Consider the following 15544-nt stretch of genomic DNA (forward strand, 5'->3'; position numbering starts at 1 on the left):
CAGAATGTGAAGAGGCGCACGATGTCCTGGGTCTCACGTCTGCGGGCCCGCCCGCTGGGTAGGGGCAGCCCTGACCCGCCCGCACGACGACCAAGGAGGCCCCCGTGGCCGCATCGGCACAGCTTCTGCTCTCGGCCCTCTCCAAACGCCCGGCGGACGTGACCGCCGACCCCGCATCCGACCCCCACCCGCTCTACTGCATCTTCAACGCCGGCGCCGAGGGCTCCTGCGCCGAGGCACCGCTCACCAGCGAACCGCCGCTGGCCGCTGCCGCGCCCCTCACCAGTGAACCTCCGCTCGCCGACGCCGCGCCCCTGACGAGTGAGCCGACTCCCCTGGGTGCCGCCGCCGGCCTGGACCCGTCGGGGGTCTGATGCCGCTCTCCCGGCTCGCCGCGCTGTACGGCGTCGCCACGTCCTACAGTCCGTCCCCGGACCGCACGGTCGCGGCCTCGGACGCAGCCGTCGTCGCCGCGCTCACCGCGCTGGGAGTCGCCGCCGGGACGCCGGCCGCCGTCCGCGGCTCCCTCGCGGCCCGCGAGACGCAACTGCGGGAACGGCTGCTGCCGCCGACGGTGGTGTGCTGGACCGGGACCACGCCGATCACGCCGACCGCGCCCCCGGCTCCGCCGGTGACGGACGGCCCGGGAGCGCCTGCCGCCAGGGCCGACAACACCCCAGCCGCCGTGGCCGAGGCCGACAACACCCCGGCCGCCGTGGCCGAGGCCGACAACACCCCGGCCGCCGTGGCCGAGGCCGACAACACCCCAGCCGCCGCGGCCGACACCGGCCAGGGAGCGGCGGCCGGTGGTGGTGCGGCGCCCCCGAGCGATACGGGCCCCGCCGCGCCGACCGGCGCACCCGGTGGCTCCTCCCTCGAAGTCGTCCTCGCCGCCCTGCCCGGCGGGACCCGGTTGCGTGTGCGGACCGAGCAGGGGGAGGCCCGGGAATCCGTCGAAGGGCTGCCGGCCGGGGTGCACGAGCTGACCGCCACCGCCCCCGACGGGCGCACCGCGCGCGCCCACCTCGTCGTCGCCCCGGCGAGGCTGCCCACGCCCACCGGACGTACGTACGGGCTGCTCGTGCAGGTCTACTCGCTGCTGTCCCGGCGTTCCTGGGGCATGGGCGACCTCGGGGACCTCGCCGAACTGACGGCCTGGGCCGGGCGGGCGCTCGGGGCCGGATTCGTGCAGGTCAATCCGATGCACGCGGCCGTGCCCGGCGCACCCACCGACCCCTCCCCGTACCGGCCGTCCTCGCGCCGCTACCCCGACCCCGTCTATCTGCGCGTCGAGGACATCCCCGAGTTCGCGTACGTCGACGAGGGGGACAGGGAGCGGCTGCTCGCACTGCTGGCGCGGGCCCGCAGGCTGCGCGAATCCGTGCTCGACAAGGGCGCGTTGATCGACCGCGACGCCGTGTGGGAGCTGAAGCGCGAAGCCCTTGAGCTGGTGCGCGAGGTGCCGCTCGGGCCCGGCCGCCGCGCCGCCTACTGCGACTTCCTCGCAGAGGAGGGCGAGGCCCTTGAGGACCACGCCACCTGGTACGCACTCGCGGAGGTGTACGGCTCCGACTGGACGCGGTGGCCGCAGGGCCTGCGCGACCCCCGCTCGGCCGAGACCGCCCGCGCCCGCGCCGAGTTGATGGACCGCGTCGACTTCCACAGCAGGCTCGCCTGGCTGACGGACGCCCAGCTCGCCACCGCCCAGCGCAGCGCCCGCGACGCGGGCATGGACGTGGGGCTCGTGCACGACCTCGCTGTCGGGGTCCACCCCGGTGGTGCCGACGCCTGGGCGCAGCAGGAGGTCTTCGCGGCCGGCATGTCCGTCGGCGCGCCCCCGGACGCGTTCAGCGTCCAGGGCCAGGACTGGGGGCTGCCGCCCTGGCGCCCCGACCGCCTCGCCGAGTCCGGCTACGCCCCGTACCGCCGCCTCCTGCGCGCCCTCTTCCGGTACGCGGGCGCCTTGCGCATCGACCACGTCATGGGCCTCTTCCGCCTCTGGTGGATCCCGCAGGGCCGCCCCGCCACCGAGGGCACGTACGTCCGCTACGACGCCGAGGCCATGCTTGCGATCCTCGCCCTGGAGGCCTCCCGCGCCGGGGCCCTGGTGATCGGCGAGGACCTCGGCACGGTGGAACCGGGTGTGCGCGAGACCCTCCAGGAGCACGGCGTGCTCGGCACCTCCGTGCTCTGGTTCGAACGCGACTGGGACGGGACGGGTCTGCCGCTGCCCCCCGAGAGCTGGCGCGCCGACTGTCTGGCCACCGCCACCACCCACGACCTGCCGCCCACCGCGTCCCGCCTCACCGGCGACCATGTCGAACTCCGCGACCGGCTGGGCCTGTTGACCCGCCCGGTGGGTCAGGAGCGGGCCGAGGCGGCGGCGGACGTGGGGGAGTGGCTGGCGCTGCTCGCCCGGCTCGGACTGCTGCAAGGCGCCGCCGGGGGCGTCTCGGAGCAGTCGGAGGAGGCGGAGATCCAGGCCGTGCACCGCTTCCTGCTGCGCACCCCCGCCCGCCTCGTCGGCGTCTGGCTCCCGGACGCGGTCGGCGACCGCCGCCCGCAGAACCTGCCGGGCACCTGGGACCAGTACCCGAACTGGCGCCTGCCCGTCGCCGACGCCGAGGGCCGGCCCGTCACCCTGGAGGAACTGGCGGCCTCGCCCCGGCTGCACGCCCTCATGGAGGTGCTGCGCGAAGGCGGGGCCACCGGCGGCCGGGAGCCCGCCGCTTGAGGCCCCGGGACGCGTACGGGAATCCGTCCGCGGAACCGCGTCGCACCCCGTACGGCACCCCCGGGCGCGCGGCCGCAACAGGAGTTCGCTACGTTTGCACCGTGGACAAGAAGAACGCCCTGCGCGCCGGCGCCCTGGCTGCCGGTACGACGCTGATGATGCTCATGATGTCGTCCCCCGCGCTCGCGCTGACGCGCGACGACGGCGACGACCCCGCGCAGAAGCTGAGCGTCATCGAGACGCTGGGCCTCTACGTCGCGGCGCCGATCGGGCTGTTCGCGCTGATCGCCGGCCTGGTCTGGGTGCTCGACGGTTCGACGGACCGCCAGCCGAGGCGCAAGCCGGGAGGCAAGGGCCAGGGCAAGATGCAGGGCCCGGACCAGGTACACGCTTCCTGAATCCCGGTCCCCACCGGCTTCCGGAGTCTCTTCGAGGGCACCGCCCTCGCACCCGTACGCGGCTCATGCCGCCCGGGGGCGGGAGCGGTGCCCTCGGCGTGTTCCGCCCGGCGCCCTATCGTTGCGGACAGACGCCGGCCGACGCGCGCGGGCAACCAGCCGTCGGCCGGCACCCCGTCCGGAACCGCCGGCACCAGGAGGCCGCCATGAACGGCACTGTCAGCAACGTCATCGTCGTCGGCGCGGGGCCCACCGGGCTGCTGCTCGCCGGTGATCTCGCCGCCGCCGGTGTCCCCGTCACCCTGGCCGAGCGACGGCCGCGCGGCATCAGCAACCTCTCCCGTGCCTTCGTCCTGCACGCCCGCACCCTGGAGCAGCTCGACGCGCGGGGCCTCGCCGACGGGCTGGAGGCCAAGGGGCAGACCCTCGACCGGCTGCGGCTCTTCGGCCGGCTGACCGTCGACCTCACCACCCTCCCCTCCCGCTTCAACCACCTGCTCGTCCTGCCGCAGTACGAGGTGGAGAAGGCCCTGGAGCGGCGGGCCGTGGCGGCCGGGGTGCGGTTCGCTTACGAGACCGAGGCGACCGGACTCGTACAGGACGCGGACGGGGTGACCCTCAGGGTGCGCGGGTCCGACGGGGAGGCCGACGAGCTGCGGGCCGCGTACGTCGTCGGGACGGACGGGATGCGCAGTGCCGTGCGGGAGGCGGTGGGGCTGCCCTTCCCCGGGCGGTCGGCGATCCGGTCCGTGGTCCTCGCCGACGTCAGGCTCGCCGAGCAGCCCGAGACGCTGCTGACGGTGAACGCGGTCGGGGACGCGTTCGCGTTCCTCGCGCCGTTCGGCGACGGCTACCACCGGGTGATCGGCTGGCACCGGGGCCGCGACGTCGCCGACAGCGAGCCCCTCGGTCTCGACGAGGTCAGGGAGATCACCCGGCTCGCGCTCGGCCGTGACTTCGGTATGCACGACGCCCGGTGGATGTCCCGCTTCCACAGCGACGAACGGCAGGCCCCGGCGTACCGGGTGGGCCGGGTGTTCCTCGCCGGGGACGCCGCGCACGTGCACACCCCGGCGGGCGGCCAGGGCATGAACACCGGCCTCCAGGACGCCGCCAACCTCAGCTGGAAACTGGCGGCGGCGATCCACGGGTACGCCGGCGCCGGCCTGCTGGACACCTACCAGTCCGAACGGCACCCCGTCGGCAGGTCCGTGCTGCGCAGCAGCGGCGGGATCGTACGGCTCGCGATGGCCAAGCGCCCCGGCACACTGGCGGCCCGCGCCCTGCTCACCACGTTCCTCGACCACGCCCGCCCGGCCCGCACGCGCATGGTCGGCCAGGTCACCGGCATCGGCTACGCGTACCCGGCGCCGCGCGGCGCCCACCCCTGGGTCGGCAGGCGCGTCCCGGACGTGGCCCTGCTCGACGGCCGCCTGTACGAGGCCCTGCGGGACGGCGGGTTCGTCCTCGTCACCCCCGCCGGCCGGACCGGCACCCCCACCCGCAAGGACCGGCTCCACGTGGTCAGTTGGGCGAGCGGCCGGCGGACGAGCCTGCTGGTCCGGCCCGACGGGTACGCGGCCTGGGCGGCGGAGTCGGCGACCGCCGAGGAGACCGAGGCGGCGCTGGCCGAGGCCCTCGGGCGGGACTGACCGACCGGCCCACCGTCGCATTACGTTGTTCGCAGGGTCGTACGAAAGGGGAAAGCGGCCGGGTTTACCGAGGTGATTGAATCTCTGACTTCCTTTCGGAAACGGAACCGTGGGAGGAAGTCAACCGAAAGGCAAGGAAGTTGGCGCTTCGAAGCCTTGTTCTGGCTTTTCGGATGAGAGTATGAGGCCCGGGCGACCTGTGTGCGGTCGATGTGGGGGGCCATGATAAAGATTCTGATCGCCGAGGACATGGCGATGCTGCGCCGGGCGCTGGCCGAACTCCTGTCGCTGGAAGCCGACTTCGAGGTGGTGGCCGAAGTCGACCGGGGGGACGAGATCGTGCCGAAGGCACGGGCCCTGCAACCGGACGTGGCGGTGCTCGACATCGGCCTGCCCGGCATGGACGGCATCTCCGCCGCCGCCGCGCTGGGCGCCGCCGTGCCCGACTGCCGGATCCTGATGCTCACCGGCCTCGGCAACCCCAGCACGCTGCGGCGGGCGCTGGCCACCCGGGCCACGGGTTTTCTGCGCAAGGACGCCGACCCCACGCAACTCGTGGGCGCCATCCGCGCGGTGGCGGCCGGCAAGCGGGCCGTCGACCCCCAGCTGGCGGTCGCGGCGCTCGAAGACGTGACACAGCCGCTGGCCCCCCGTGAGCTGGAGGTTCTGCGGCTCGCCGCCGCCGGCGAGGGCACCGCGGCGATCGCCCGCCGGCTGTTCCTGTCGCCCGGCACCGTGCGCAACTACCTGAGCAGTGCCGTGGTCAAACTGAGCGCCCGCAACCGCATGGACGCCGTACGCATCGCCCGCGAGGGCGGCTGGATCTGACCCCCCGGACCGCTCGGAGGCTCAGGCCACCGTCGCCGAGTCGCGCAGCTCGCTCTCCGGAGGGTGCGCCGGGGGGCGGGCGGGACCGTCGGCGGTGCGCAGGAAGGGCCGCTTGGACTCGGGTGTTCCGGCCGGAAGCGGAACGACCGCCGTCAGCGAGAACCACTTGTCGTCCATGATCTTGATGCTGAGTCTGCCGTCGACCGCTTCGATGCGTTCGCGAAGGTTGGTGAGTCCGCTTCCCGGCCGCGTCCCCACACCGGGGCCGGACGGCTGCGCCGGAATGCCGTCGTTGGTCACGATCAGTCCGACGGCGCCCGGCTCGCGGCTGAGCTGGACGACGCAGGTGCCGACCCTGCTGTGCCGGAGCATGTTGGTGATCCCCTCGCGCAGGACCGTCGCCAGGGTGGTCTCTATGTGGGGCGGCAGGGGCCCCGCGCCGCCGCGGAAGACGGCGTGGATGCCCATGTCCTTGAGTGTCGCGAAGACGGTGTCGACCTCCGCGGTCAGTGACATGGCGCGGTAGGTCTGCGAGACGGCCCGCACGTCGGCGAAGGCCCGCTGGGTGGTGTCCAGGATCTCCGTCAGCTCCTGGTGGAGCCGGGCGTGCTTGGAGGGCGGCAGCCGTCGGGCCAGCTCGCACTTGAAGGCGATGGTGGTCAGGCTGATGCCCAGCAGGTCGTGCAGATCGCGGGAGAACCGCAGCCGCTCCGCCTCCAGCGCCATCCGGGTCAGTTCGCCGCGGGAGCGGTGGGCCTCCTGGACGAGCCGGGTCAGTTCGGAGAGCCCGTAGACCACCAGGCCGGTCAGCGCGGTCGCCACCGTGCCGTACCAGACCGAACCGCGGCCCATGCCCGTCTCCAGCACCAGCAGTCCGGCGGACGCCACGGCCGCCGCGTACGCGGGCCACTTCCAGCGGGAGGGGAGGATGAGCAGCGCCGAGCCGGCGAGGAAGCCGGGAGCGGCGAGCCAGGCCTCGGCGTAGAAGAGAAACGGAAGGTACGTCAGGAGCGTCTGGAACCCGAGGGTCCAGTACTGCCGGCGGGCCAGCCGGGGCGACAGATGGGGAAAGGAATGCGCCAGTTGGAGCCCGTAGACCAGGAGCAGGGTGGTGATGCCCGTGCCCAGCCCGAGAGGTGAGGGGTGGCCCTCCACCAGGTAGGTCACACCGATGCCGAAGAAGGCCACGAGCACTGCGACGGTGATGGCGATGGAGGTGCCGCGGGCGAGGTGCCTGCTTCGCGCGTCCTCCTGTTCGACGCGCGCACCGTCATGCAGGGCAGAACCTTGCATCTCTTCCCCCCGGACGAACCGAACGAATTAGTGAGTCAGGTTGTGCCGTGCCCACCCTCTCACGGCATACCGGGAGGATGAGAAGTCGCCATCGATAGTAATCGATCGAAACCGCTCGGAAGCGAAACTCGGTGGGGTGGAGTGTGCTTCGGACTCCCTAATGGAAGAAGACCGCCGACGAAGTGAAAAGGTTCGCTCCGGTGCGTGAAAACAAGTGGAGGATTTCGTTCCGTAAAGAGGAATACTTCATTCCGTCACAGGTGCAGGGGAAAGGGATTCAGTTCGGTGAAGTCCGTCGGCCGGGTCAGCCGGCCGAGCGCGACCGGTACGTCGAACAGCCGGCCGGGACCGAATCCCGCCCAGTGCGGGCGCAGTCCGGGGATCAGCACCTTGGCGACGGGCAGCTCCACATCGGGACGGGTCTGGTCGAGGACGAGGACGTCGAGGCCGTGCCGGCGCAGCAGCTCGACCAGGGCCCCGGCCTGGGCCGCGGCGTCGGCGGGCGGGCGCAGCGCGGCGGGCGGCCGGGCCGAGCGGCGGGCGGCGGGCAGCAAATAGGGCTGATTGGCGGTCGTGGCGTGCCGGAACCAGGCGAGGGCCTCCGGGTCGTCGCCGGTGTAGGCGGTTCCCCCGCCGGCCGGCCCGCCCGTCAACGGCGGCAGCATCTGGTTGAGTTCGGTCAGGGCCCGGCGCAGCGCGATCCGCGCGTCGAAGTGGGCGCCGAAGCCCAGCACGACGTCCTCGGCCGGCTCGCCGATCCGCGCCGAGACGGCCGCGACCACGGGGATGCCGAGATCGGACGTGAGGTCGAGGGCCCACACCGACCTGCCCATGTCCCGCAGCGAGGCCCGGGTCCCGGCGGTCCACTCGTCCCGCCGGTCGAGGACCACGCCGGGCTGCCGCGTGCGGTTGTACCACCACAGGGCGACCGCGTCCCGCTCCACCAGCTCCAGGCAGCCGTGTACGACGGCGTCCTCCAGACTGGTCCCGGCGGCGGCCCCGTTGGAGGTGGCCCGGCAGTAACGGGTCTCCGCGTCCGGGGCGTTGTAGTAGAGCAGGCTCGTCGGCGCGAGGCGCTGCCGCTCCTCGGTCAGTGACCAGACGGGCGTCCAGTCGAGCGGGGCGTCCTCGTCGAAGGGCTCGGTCACCTGCTGGAAGGGGCCGTGCGCACGGTTCCAGGCCGCCCGGTCCGCGAACTGCCGCCGGTCGAAGAGCTGGACGGTGTCCGGGTGGACGGCCCGGTCCGCCAGCTCGCGGTAACTGCCCCGCAGGCGCGGCTCGTCGCCCTGGAAGTACCCGCTGTACCGCTCAAGCGCCTCGGCCAGGGCGCTCACCTTCGCGTGCGTCTCGGTGACGCCCTTGCCCGACCCCGGGCTGCGCAGCGGTGTGTGCAGCGCGGGCGGCGGCTCCGCCGGGTCCCAGGGCGGCTGGGCGCCCGCGTGGAAGCAGTTGAGGAACTCCGGCCCCCGCGGATCCCGGCGGATCTCGCCGACCAGACCGGTGACGGGGTCCACGAGATGCCCGTACCGGTCGAGGACCTCCTGCGGGCCGGCCGTCCGATGGCCCCCTCCGCTGGTGTCGCGCACCGGCCGAGGGGACAGCACGACGGGGGCCGACACCCGGTCGCGTACGAGCAGGGGGTCGCCGCAGCGGGCGCACTGCGGGCGGCGCCGTACGGGATGGCGGCTGCTCTCCAGGGTGCGGGTGTCCAGCCGCCACAGCGTGCCCTGCTGGGGATCTCGGTGTCCGGCCAGCCACTTCGCCGCCTCAAGGAGCGCCAGGTGCAGGGCCGCCGCCCGGCCCGTCGGCAGATACGACGGCCGGTGCCCGGCGGGCCCGCCGCGGCCGAGCCGGTGCTGGACGTACGCCTCGCCGCGGCGCCGCAGCCGCAGCCGGTCCGCGAGACAGCTCCAGCAGGGGCCCTCGCCCGGGGAGAAGAACGGGCCCACCCACAGATGGGTGCCGCTCGCCCGCACGGGCAGCCAACTGCGGCCCGCGGCACGGTGTTCCGCGTCCAGGGCGCTCAGCCGCGGATCGAGGTAGTCGTGGCACAGCGCCAGCGTCAGATCGGCGGGCCCGCCCGCGGCGGCGGTCCGCAGTCCGGCCGCCGTCACGGCCTCGCACAGGGTGCCGCCGGAGTCCTCGGTGAGGTCGACCGGGGCCAGCAGAGCGCCCCGGCCGGCATCGGGCCCGGCCGCGAGACCCGTGAGGGCCCAGTACGCGCGCTCGGGCCCGGCGGGCACGTCCGGCGGACAGGCGGACAGCAGACCCGCGTCCAGCAGTCTTGCCACGAGCCGTTCGGTGCGCTCGGGCGACAGCGCGGGTGCCGCGTCGGCGACGATCCGGGGCAGGTCGCGGCTGCCGTCCAGCAACGGGGCGAGCAGCGCGACCTGTTCCCCGCCGAGCGTGGTCACCCGCTCCTCGGTCATCAGGAACACGGGCTCCCCGGGCGCCGATTCGACCCGCAGATGCGGTGCGAACCCCAGCCGGGGGAGCCCGTCGTCCGGGGCGGGCCGGTTCATCGGGTCTGACGGCCGCCGTCCGCGGAGGAAGCGGGGCCGGCCCCGGGCATCCAGCAGATACAGATCCGGCCGTCGGTGGTGTCACCGGATTCGGGGCCGAATTCAGTGATCACGAGATCGTCGGCGCCTCTCGCGGTCGCCGCGTCGCCGTCGAGCAGAGGCGTGATCCGTGACATGGGTGCTCCTTGTTCGCTGTCGACTTCGGTCGCGCGCCCGACCCCTGTCCGGGGCCCTGCGCGTTGCCGCCATCCTTACGGTCGTCACTGGCCGATACCAGTGCGTCACGCACAGGGCCCATATGAGAAATCCACATCTTGCGCATAGGTTCCTCATATGCCTGGCCGGGCCCCTGGCACTGGTTGATACCGGAAGTAGCCAGCGAGACTCCCTGAGCGAGGAGCTCCTCGCGGCGCTCCGTGGACCACATGGGGGAGAAAAAGATGGACATATGGCTTCTCGGACCGCTGACGGCCGAGGTGCGGGGCCGGTCGATCGTGCCGACAGCGGCGAAACCACGCCAGATTCTGGCCCTGCTGGCGATTCACGCCAACCGCGTCCTGCCCGTCGGGACGCTCATGGAGGAGATCTGGGGCAGCGAGCCGCCGCAGAGCGCGCTGGCGACCCTGCACACGTACATCCTCCAGCTGCGCCGGCAGCTCACCGCGGCCTACGGCGCCGACGCGGGCGTGTCCGCCAAGGACGTCCTCGTCACCCAGTACGGCGGCTACTGCTGGCAGGCGCCCACGGACGCCGTCGACGTACCGCGCTACGAGCGGCTGGTCGCCGCGGGCCGGGTCGCCACGGGCGAGGACCGGCAGGAGAGGGCGTCGGCGTACTTCCGTGAGGCGCTCGCCCTGTGGCGCGGGTCCGCGCTCGTCGACGTACGCATCGGACCCGTGCTGAGCATCGAGGTGGCCCGGCTGGAGGAGAGCAGGCTCGGCGTGCTGGAGCGCTGTCTGGAGGCGGACCTGAGGCTGGGCCGCCACGCGGAGCTGCTGACCGAGCTGATCGAGCTGACCGGACGCCATCCGCTGCACGAGGGGCTGCACGCCCAGTGCATGACGGCGCTGTACCGGGCGGGCCGCTCCTGGCAGGCGCTCGACGTCTACCAGCGGCTGCGCCGCCGCCTGGCGGAGGAACTGGGGCTCTCGCCCTCCCCGCGTCTGCAGCGGCTGCAGCAGGCGGTGCTCTCGGCGGAGCCGTGGCTGGACGTGCCCGGGTGCGGGGAGGACGCGCTGCTCGACCGCATGATCGGCTGACCACCGCCCCCGGGCCGCTCAGCCGTTCTTGGTGACGAACTCGACGATCGACTCCAGCATGTAGTCGGTCATCTCCTCGGTGATGCCCGGGTACACCCCGATCCAGAAGCTCTGCTCGGTGATGACGTCGGAGTTGCGCAGGTCCCCCGACACCCGGTGCGGGGTGCCGAGATACGCCGGGTGCCGGGTGAGGTTGCCGCCGAACAGCCGTCGCGTGCCGATGCGCCGCTCCTCCAGGAAGGCGATCAGGTCGCGGCGGGTGTAGGTGGCGTCGGGCAGCACGGTCAGGACGAAGCCGAACCAGCTCGGGTCACTGCCGGGGGTCGCGGTGGGCAGCAGCAGACCGGGGACGTCCGCGAGACCGTCGCGCAGCCGCTGCCAGTTGCGCCGCCGCGCCACGCCGAACTCCGGGAGCTTCTTCAACTGGCTGAGCGCCAGGGCCCCTTGGAGGTCGGTCGCCTTCAGGTTGTAGCCGATGTGCGAGAAGATGTACTTGTGGTCGTACCCCTTGGGGAGGTCGCCCAGCTGGTAGTCGAACCGCTTGAGGCAGGTGTTGTCCTCGCCCGGCTCGCACCAGCAGTCCCGCCCCCAGTCGCGGAACGACTCGACGATCCGCGCCAGTTCGAGGTTCCGGGTCAGGACGCAGCCGCCCTCGCCCGTCGTGATGTGGTGGGCGGGGTAGAAGCTGACGGTGGCGAGATCCCCGAAGGTGCCCGTCATCCGGCCCTGGTACGTCGAGCCCACCGCGTCGCAGTTGTCCTCGATCAGGAACAGCTCGTGATCGGTGGCCAGTTGCTGGATCTCCGCGACCTCGTAGGGGTTGCCCAGGGTGTGCGCGATCATGATGGCCCGGGTCCGGTCCGATATCGCGGCCCGCACGCGTTCCGCCGTCGTGTTGTACGTGCCGAGTTCGAGGTCCACGAACACGGGCGTGAGGCCGTTCTGGAAGATCGGGTTCACCGTCGTGGGAAAGCCGCCGGCCACCGTGATCACCTCGTCGCCCGGCAGCAGCCGCTTCTCACCGAGCCGCGGGGACGTCAGCGCCGACAGGGCCAGCAGGTTCGCCGAGGAACCCGAGTTCACCAGATGCGCCTTGCGTACGCCGATGTGGCGGGCGAACCTGCTCTCGAAACGCCGGGAAGCCGCCCCGGCCGCGATCCGCAGATCCAGGGCCGCCTCCACCAGGGAGACCCGGTCCTCCTCGTCCAGGACCGCGCCCGAGGAGAGGATCGGTGTCACTCCCGGTACGAAGTTCCCGGGCTGCTGCTGCCGGTGGTACTCGCGAACCTGCTCCAGGACCAGGGCCTTGGTGTCCGACGTCATAGCCGTCCCTCCTGTAAGGATTGCCTCGGGGCCATGCTTGCGCCGCCCGGTAGAGGAGCCATGGAGTCCCCGCGGAAAGGGCCTGCTCCAGCGGGCTTCCAGGGCCTTTCGACCTGCTCCGGCTAGCTTGTTCGGCGACGTATCCGACAGGTGAGGTGGCAGATGCCCGAGGACACTCCACGACCCGGACTCCGCATGGGGGTGCTGGGCTGTGCCGACATCGCGGTGCGCCGGATCCTGCCTGCGATCGTGGAGCACCCGTCGGTGCGGCTGGTGGCCGTGGCGAGCCGCGACGGGGCCAGGAGCGCACGGCTCGCGGCCCGGTTCGGCTGCGCGGCGGTGACCGGCTACCGGGCGCTGCTCGACCGGGACGACATCGACGCCGTCTATGTGCCGCTGCCCCCGGGCATGCACCACGAATGGGTCGCCGAGGCCCTCACCGCGGGCAAGCACGTCCTGGTGGAGAAGCCGCTCAGCACCACGTACGAGCAGAGCGCCGAACTGGTGGCGACGGCCGGCCGGCTCGGTCTGGCGCTCACCGAGAACTTCATGTTCCTGCACCACTCGCAGCACGCGGCGGTACGGGACCTGGCCCGCGAGGAGATCGGCGAACTGCGGGTCTTCTCCAGCTCCTTCGGCGTACCGCCGCCCGACCCGTCGTCCTTCCGGCACGACGCGCGGCTCGGCGGCGGCGCCCTGCTGGACGTCGGGGTCTATCCGCTGCGCGCCGCCCAGCTCCAGCTCGACGGGGAACTCGACGTCCTCGGCGCCTGTCTGCGCGTCGACGAGGCCACCGGTGTCGACGTCGCCGGCAGCGCGCTGCTCTCCACGGCGACCGGGGTGACCGCCCAGCTCGACTTCGGCTTCCAGCACTCCTACCGCTCCGCGTACGCCCTGTGGGGCAGCCGGGGCCGGATCAGCGTGCCGCGGGCCTTCACCCCGCCCCGGGAGCACCGCCCGGTGGTCCGCCTCGAACAGCAGGACAGGACCACCGAGTTGACGCTCGCGGCCGACCACCAGGTGGGCAACGCGCTCGACGCGTTCGCGGCGGCGGCCCTGTCGGACACCGGGCGGACGGCCCTGGGAGAGGCGCTGCTGCGGCAGGCGCTGCTGGTCGAGCAGGTGCGCAAGGCGGCGCGGATCGTCAGCCTCTGAGGTGCGCGTGATGCGCGACGGGAAGGGCCGGCCCCAGCGGGCCGGCCCTTCCCGTCGCGTGTCGTGGCCGGGGCGGGTCAGACCCGCTCGGCCGTCGCGGGCAGCCGCGTCAGCCGGTCGCGGTACCAGTCGACGACCTCACGCAGTCCGTCGTCGAGCGACCGCAGCGGCCGGTAGCCGAGTTCGTCGCGGATCTTCGAGTCGTTGACCGCGTACCGCAGGTCGTGGCCCTTGCGGTCGGGCACCTGCCGGACCCGGGACCAGTCCGCGCCGCACAACTCCAGCAGCTTGGACGTCATCTCACGGTTCGTCAGATGCGTACCGCCGCCGATGTTGTAGATCTCGCCCGCCCGGCCGCCGGTCAGCACCGCGTGGACGGCCCGGCAGTGGTCGTCGACGTGCAGCCATTCGCGGACGTTGCCGCCGTCCCCGTACAGCGGCACGGTCCGGCCGGCCAGCAGCTCGGTGACGAACAGCGGGATGAGCTTCTCCGGATGCTGGCGCGGGCCGTAGTTGTTGGCGCACCGGGTGGTGCGCACGTCGAGTCCGTGGGTGCGCCAGTAGGAGCGGGCGACGAGGTCGCTGCCCGCCTTCGACGCCGCGTAGGGCGAGTTGGGCAGCAGCGGCTCCTCCTCCGTCCAGGTGCCCTCGGCGATGGACCCGTAGACCTCATCCGTCGAGACGTGCACGAAGGTGTCGACCCCGCAGCGCAGGCTCGCCTCCAGCAGCGTCTGCGTGCCCAGCACATTGGTGGTCACGAACTCCGCGGGCCCGGTCAGGGAGCGGTCGACATGGGTCTCGGCCGCGAAGTGCACCACCGCGTCGTGCCCGGGGAACACCTTCAGGACCGCGTCCAGGTCCCGGATGTCCACCCGGTGGAAGTCGAGGCGCGGGTCCGCGAGCGGCAGGTTGTCCGTGCTTCCGGCGTACGTCAGCAGGTCGACGACGGTCACCCGGCTCGGCCGGGGTCCGGGCAGGCCGCCGGCCAGCAGGGAGCGCACATAGTGGGATCCGATGAAACCGGCACCGCCGGTGATCAGGACACGCATGATGCGGACGTACCTCCGAGACGTCGACGCCCGTGGGCGCGGTGCTGCGCGGTCAGCCGCTCCAGTACGGGGACGACCTCCGCCGGGGTCGGATCGGACTCCGCCTCGGTGCGCAGGCGGGCGGCGGCCTCCGTGAACGAGGGCTCCTCCAGGAGCCGTACGAGCCTGCTCCGCAGCCCTTCCACCGTCACCTCGTGGGACGGGAGATGCAGGCCCGCGCCCAGTTCCTGCTGGCGGCGGGCCCGCTCGATCGCGTCCCAGATCCAGCCCATGGCTATCTGCGGGACCCCTTCCACGAGCGCCGTCGACCAGGTCCCGGCACCGCCGTGGTGCACGACGGCCGTACAGGTCGGCAGCAGCGCGTGCAGCGGCACGTGGTCCACGAGGCGCACATTGTCCGGGACATGGGTGAGCAGCGCCCGCTCCTCGGCGCCGAGCGTGGCCACCACCTCGATGTCGAGCCCCTCGATCGCCTTGAGGACCAGGTCGACGGGGACCGCGTTCGGGAACTCGGAGGTCCGGGCCGTCAGTCCCAGGGTGACGCAGACCCGGGGACGGGTCGGGGGGACGCGGAGCCAGTCGGGTACGACGGCGGGCACCGGGCCGTTGTACGGGACGTAGCGCATCGGGACGGCCGGGACGTTCGACGGCGGGCGGAAGCTGCGGGGCACCTGGTCCACCGACCACTGCCCCGTCACCGCCTCCTCGTCGAAGGGCAGGCCGTGGCGGCCGAGCGTCCACTGGAGCCACTGGCCGAGGGCGTCCTCGGGGTGCGCCGACTCCGAGCCCGCGTCCGCGGGGTCCGGGCCGAGCTGGGCGAGGAACGCCTGCCGCATGGGCATGAACATGTCCGGGAACGACAGCACGCGCGCATGGGCCGCGCCGGTCACCTTCGCGGCCACCGCCCCCGCGAACGTGAACGGCTCCCACAGGACGAGGTCGGGCTGCCAGTCGCGGGCGAACGCGACGAGGTCGTCGACCATCGGATCGTCGTTGACCAGGGCGAAGAACGTCGCGGTCATCATCGCGTCCCAGCCCTTGAGGAAGGCGGGGGTGAGCTGGCCGGGGGCGTCGGGGTCCAGCGACTGGTCGGCGTGGTGGGACAGCACGGAGTCACCCACCCCCTTCACCATCGCGTCGAGACCGGGATCGGCCCCCACCGGGACGGCGGTCAGCCCTGCCGCCGTGATGCTCCCCGTCAGCGCGGGCTGGCTCGCCACCCGTACCTCGTGCCCGGCGGCCCGCAGCGCCCAGGCGAGCGGCACGGACCCGTTGAAGTGCGCGTCCAACGCGAAGGACGTCAGCAGAACCCGCATGGCCGGTCCTTTCTC

At 72.8% G+C, this 15544-nt stretch carries 13 protein-coding genes; 7 read left to right on the forward strand and 6 right to left on the reverse strand.

What is annotated here, in order from left to right; all coding sequences use genetic code 11:
* The first annotated feature begins 104 nt into the window (after nt 1–104).
* The 5 genes from C6Y14_RS10095 to C6Y14_RS10115 all read left to right on the forward strand — a co-directional run bounded on the left by C6Y14_RS10095 (nt 105) and on the right by C6Y14_RS10115 (nt 5612).
* Complete coding sequence (locus C6Y14_RS10095) at nt 105–374, forward strand: hypothetical protein (protein WP_107016194.1); 270 nt, start codon at nt 105–107, stop codon at nt 372–374.
* Nucleotides 374–2734: a 4-alpha-glucanotransferase gene (malQ, locus tag C6Y14_RS10100; protein ID WP_107016195.1), complete on the forward strand. Its 2361-nt coding sequence runs from the start codon at nt 374–376 to the stop codon at nt 2732–2734. Before C6Y14_RS10095 ends, malQ begins: the two co-directional genes overlap by 1 nt.
* Before the next feature lie 101 nt (nt 2735–2835).
* A complete protein-coding gene (locus tag C6Y14_RS10105; protein ID WP_107016196.1) occupies nt 2836–3132 on the forward strand; it encodes a hypothetical protein in 297 nt (98 codons plus the stop codon).
* A 206-nt stretch (nt 3133–3338) separates the two neighbouring features.
* Entirely contained in the window at nt 3339–4784 is a 1446-nt protein-coding gene (locus tag C6Y14_RS10110) for an FAD-dependent monooxygenase (RefSeq protein WP_107016197.1), read from the forward strand.
* Between the two features lie 222 nt (nt 4785–5006).
* A complete protein-coding gene (locus tag C6Y14_RS10115) occupies nt 5007–5612 on the forward strand; it encodes a response regulator (protein ID WP_107016198.1) in 606 nt (201 codons plus the stop codon).
* A gap of 21 nt (nt 5613–5633) precedes the next feature.
* On the opposite strand, the gene C6Y14_RS10120 is transcribed toward C6Y14_RS10115, so the two are convergent.
* From C6Y14_RS10120 to C6Y14_RS10130, 3 genes are all read right to left on the reverse strand, one after another.
* Entirely contained in the window at nt 5634–6905 is a 1272-nt protein-coding gene (locus C6Y14_RS10120) for a sensor histidine kinase (protein WP_107016199.1), read from the reverse strand.
* Between the two features lie 254 nt (nt 6906–7159).
* Nucleotides 7160–9427 carry a TOMM precursor leader peptide-binding protein gene (locus C6Y14_RS10125; protein ID WP_107016200.1) on the reverse strand — a complete coding sequence of 756 codons (2268 nt, stop codon included), beginning with the start codon at nt 9425–9427 and terminating at the stop codon, nt 7160–7162.
* Nucleotides 9424–9603 carry a hypothetical protein gene (locus C6Y14_RS10130; protein ID WP_107016201.1) on the reverse strand — a complete coding sequence of 60 codons (180 nt, stop codon included), beginning with the start codon at nt 9601–9603 and terminating at the stop codon, nt 9424–9426. The genes C6Y14_RS10125 and C6Y14_RS10130 overlap by 4 nt, the downstream gene beginning before the upstream one ends.
* Nucleotides 9604–9867: 264 nt before the next feature.
* Between C6Y14_RS10130 and C6Y14_RS10135 the strand changes: the two genes are divergently transcribed.
* Nucleotides 9868–10686, forward strand: coding sequence for an AfsR/SARP family transcriptional regulator (locus C6Y14_RS10135; protein WP_107016449.1), 819 nt, complete (start codon nt 9868–9870; stop codon nt 10684–10686).
* A gap of 18 nt (nt 10687–10704) precedes the next feature.
* On the opposite strand, the gene rfbH is transcribed toward C6Y14_RS10135, so the two are convergent.
* Entirely contained in the window at nt 10705–12009 is a 1305-nt protein-coding gene (gene rfbH, locus C6Y14_RS10140; RefSeq protein ID WP_107016202.1) for a lipopolysaccharide biosynthesis protein RfbH, read from the reverse strand.
* A 162-nt stretch (nt 12010–12171) separates the two neighbouring features.
* Between rfbH and C6Y14_RS10145 the strand changes: the two genes are divergently transcribed.
* A complete protein-coding gene (locus tag C6Y14_RS10145) occupies nt 12172–13164 on the forward strand; it encodes a Gfo/Idh/MocA family protein (protein ID WP_225890991.1) in 993 nt (330 codons plus the stop codon).
* 77 nt (nt 13165–13241) lie between these two features.
* Here C6Y14_RS10145 and rfbB read toward each other — a convergent pair whose 3' ends face one another.
* Nucleotides 13242–14213 (reverse strand): dTDP-glucose 4,6-dehydratase, encoded by a 972-nt coding sequence (gene rfbB, locus C6Y14_RS10150; RefSeq protein WP_107016204.1) that lies wholly within the window; start codon nt 14211–14213, stop codon nt 13242–13244.
* Nucleotides 14201–15529, reverse strand: coding sequence for an activator-dependent family glycosyltransferase (locus C6Y14_RS10155; RefSeq protein ID WP_107016205.1), 1329 nt, complete (start codon nt 15527–15529; stop codon nt 14201–14203). The genes rfbB and C6Y14_RS10155 overlap by 13 nt, the downstream gene beginning before the upstream one ends.
* Nucleotides 15530–15544 lie beyond the last annotated feature (15 nt).

This window comes from Streptomyces dioscori (genome assembly GCF_003024195.1).
In the GTDB taxonomy this organism is placed as follows: domain Bacteria; phylum Actinomycetota; class Actinomycetes; order Streptomycetales; family Streptomycetaceae; genus Streptomyces; species Streptomyces dioscori.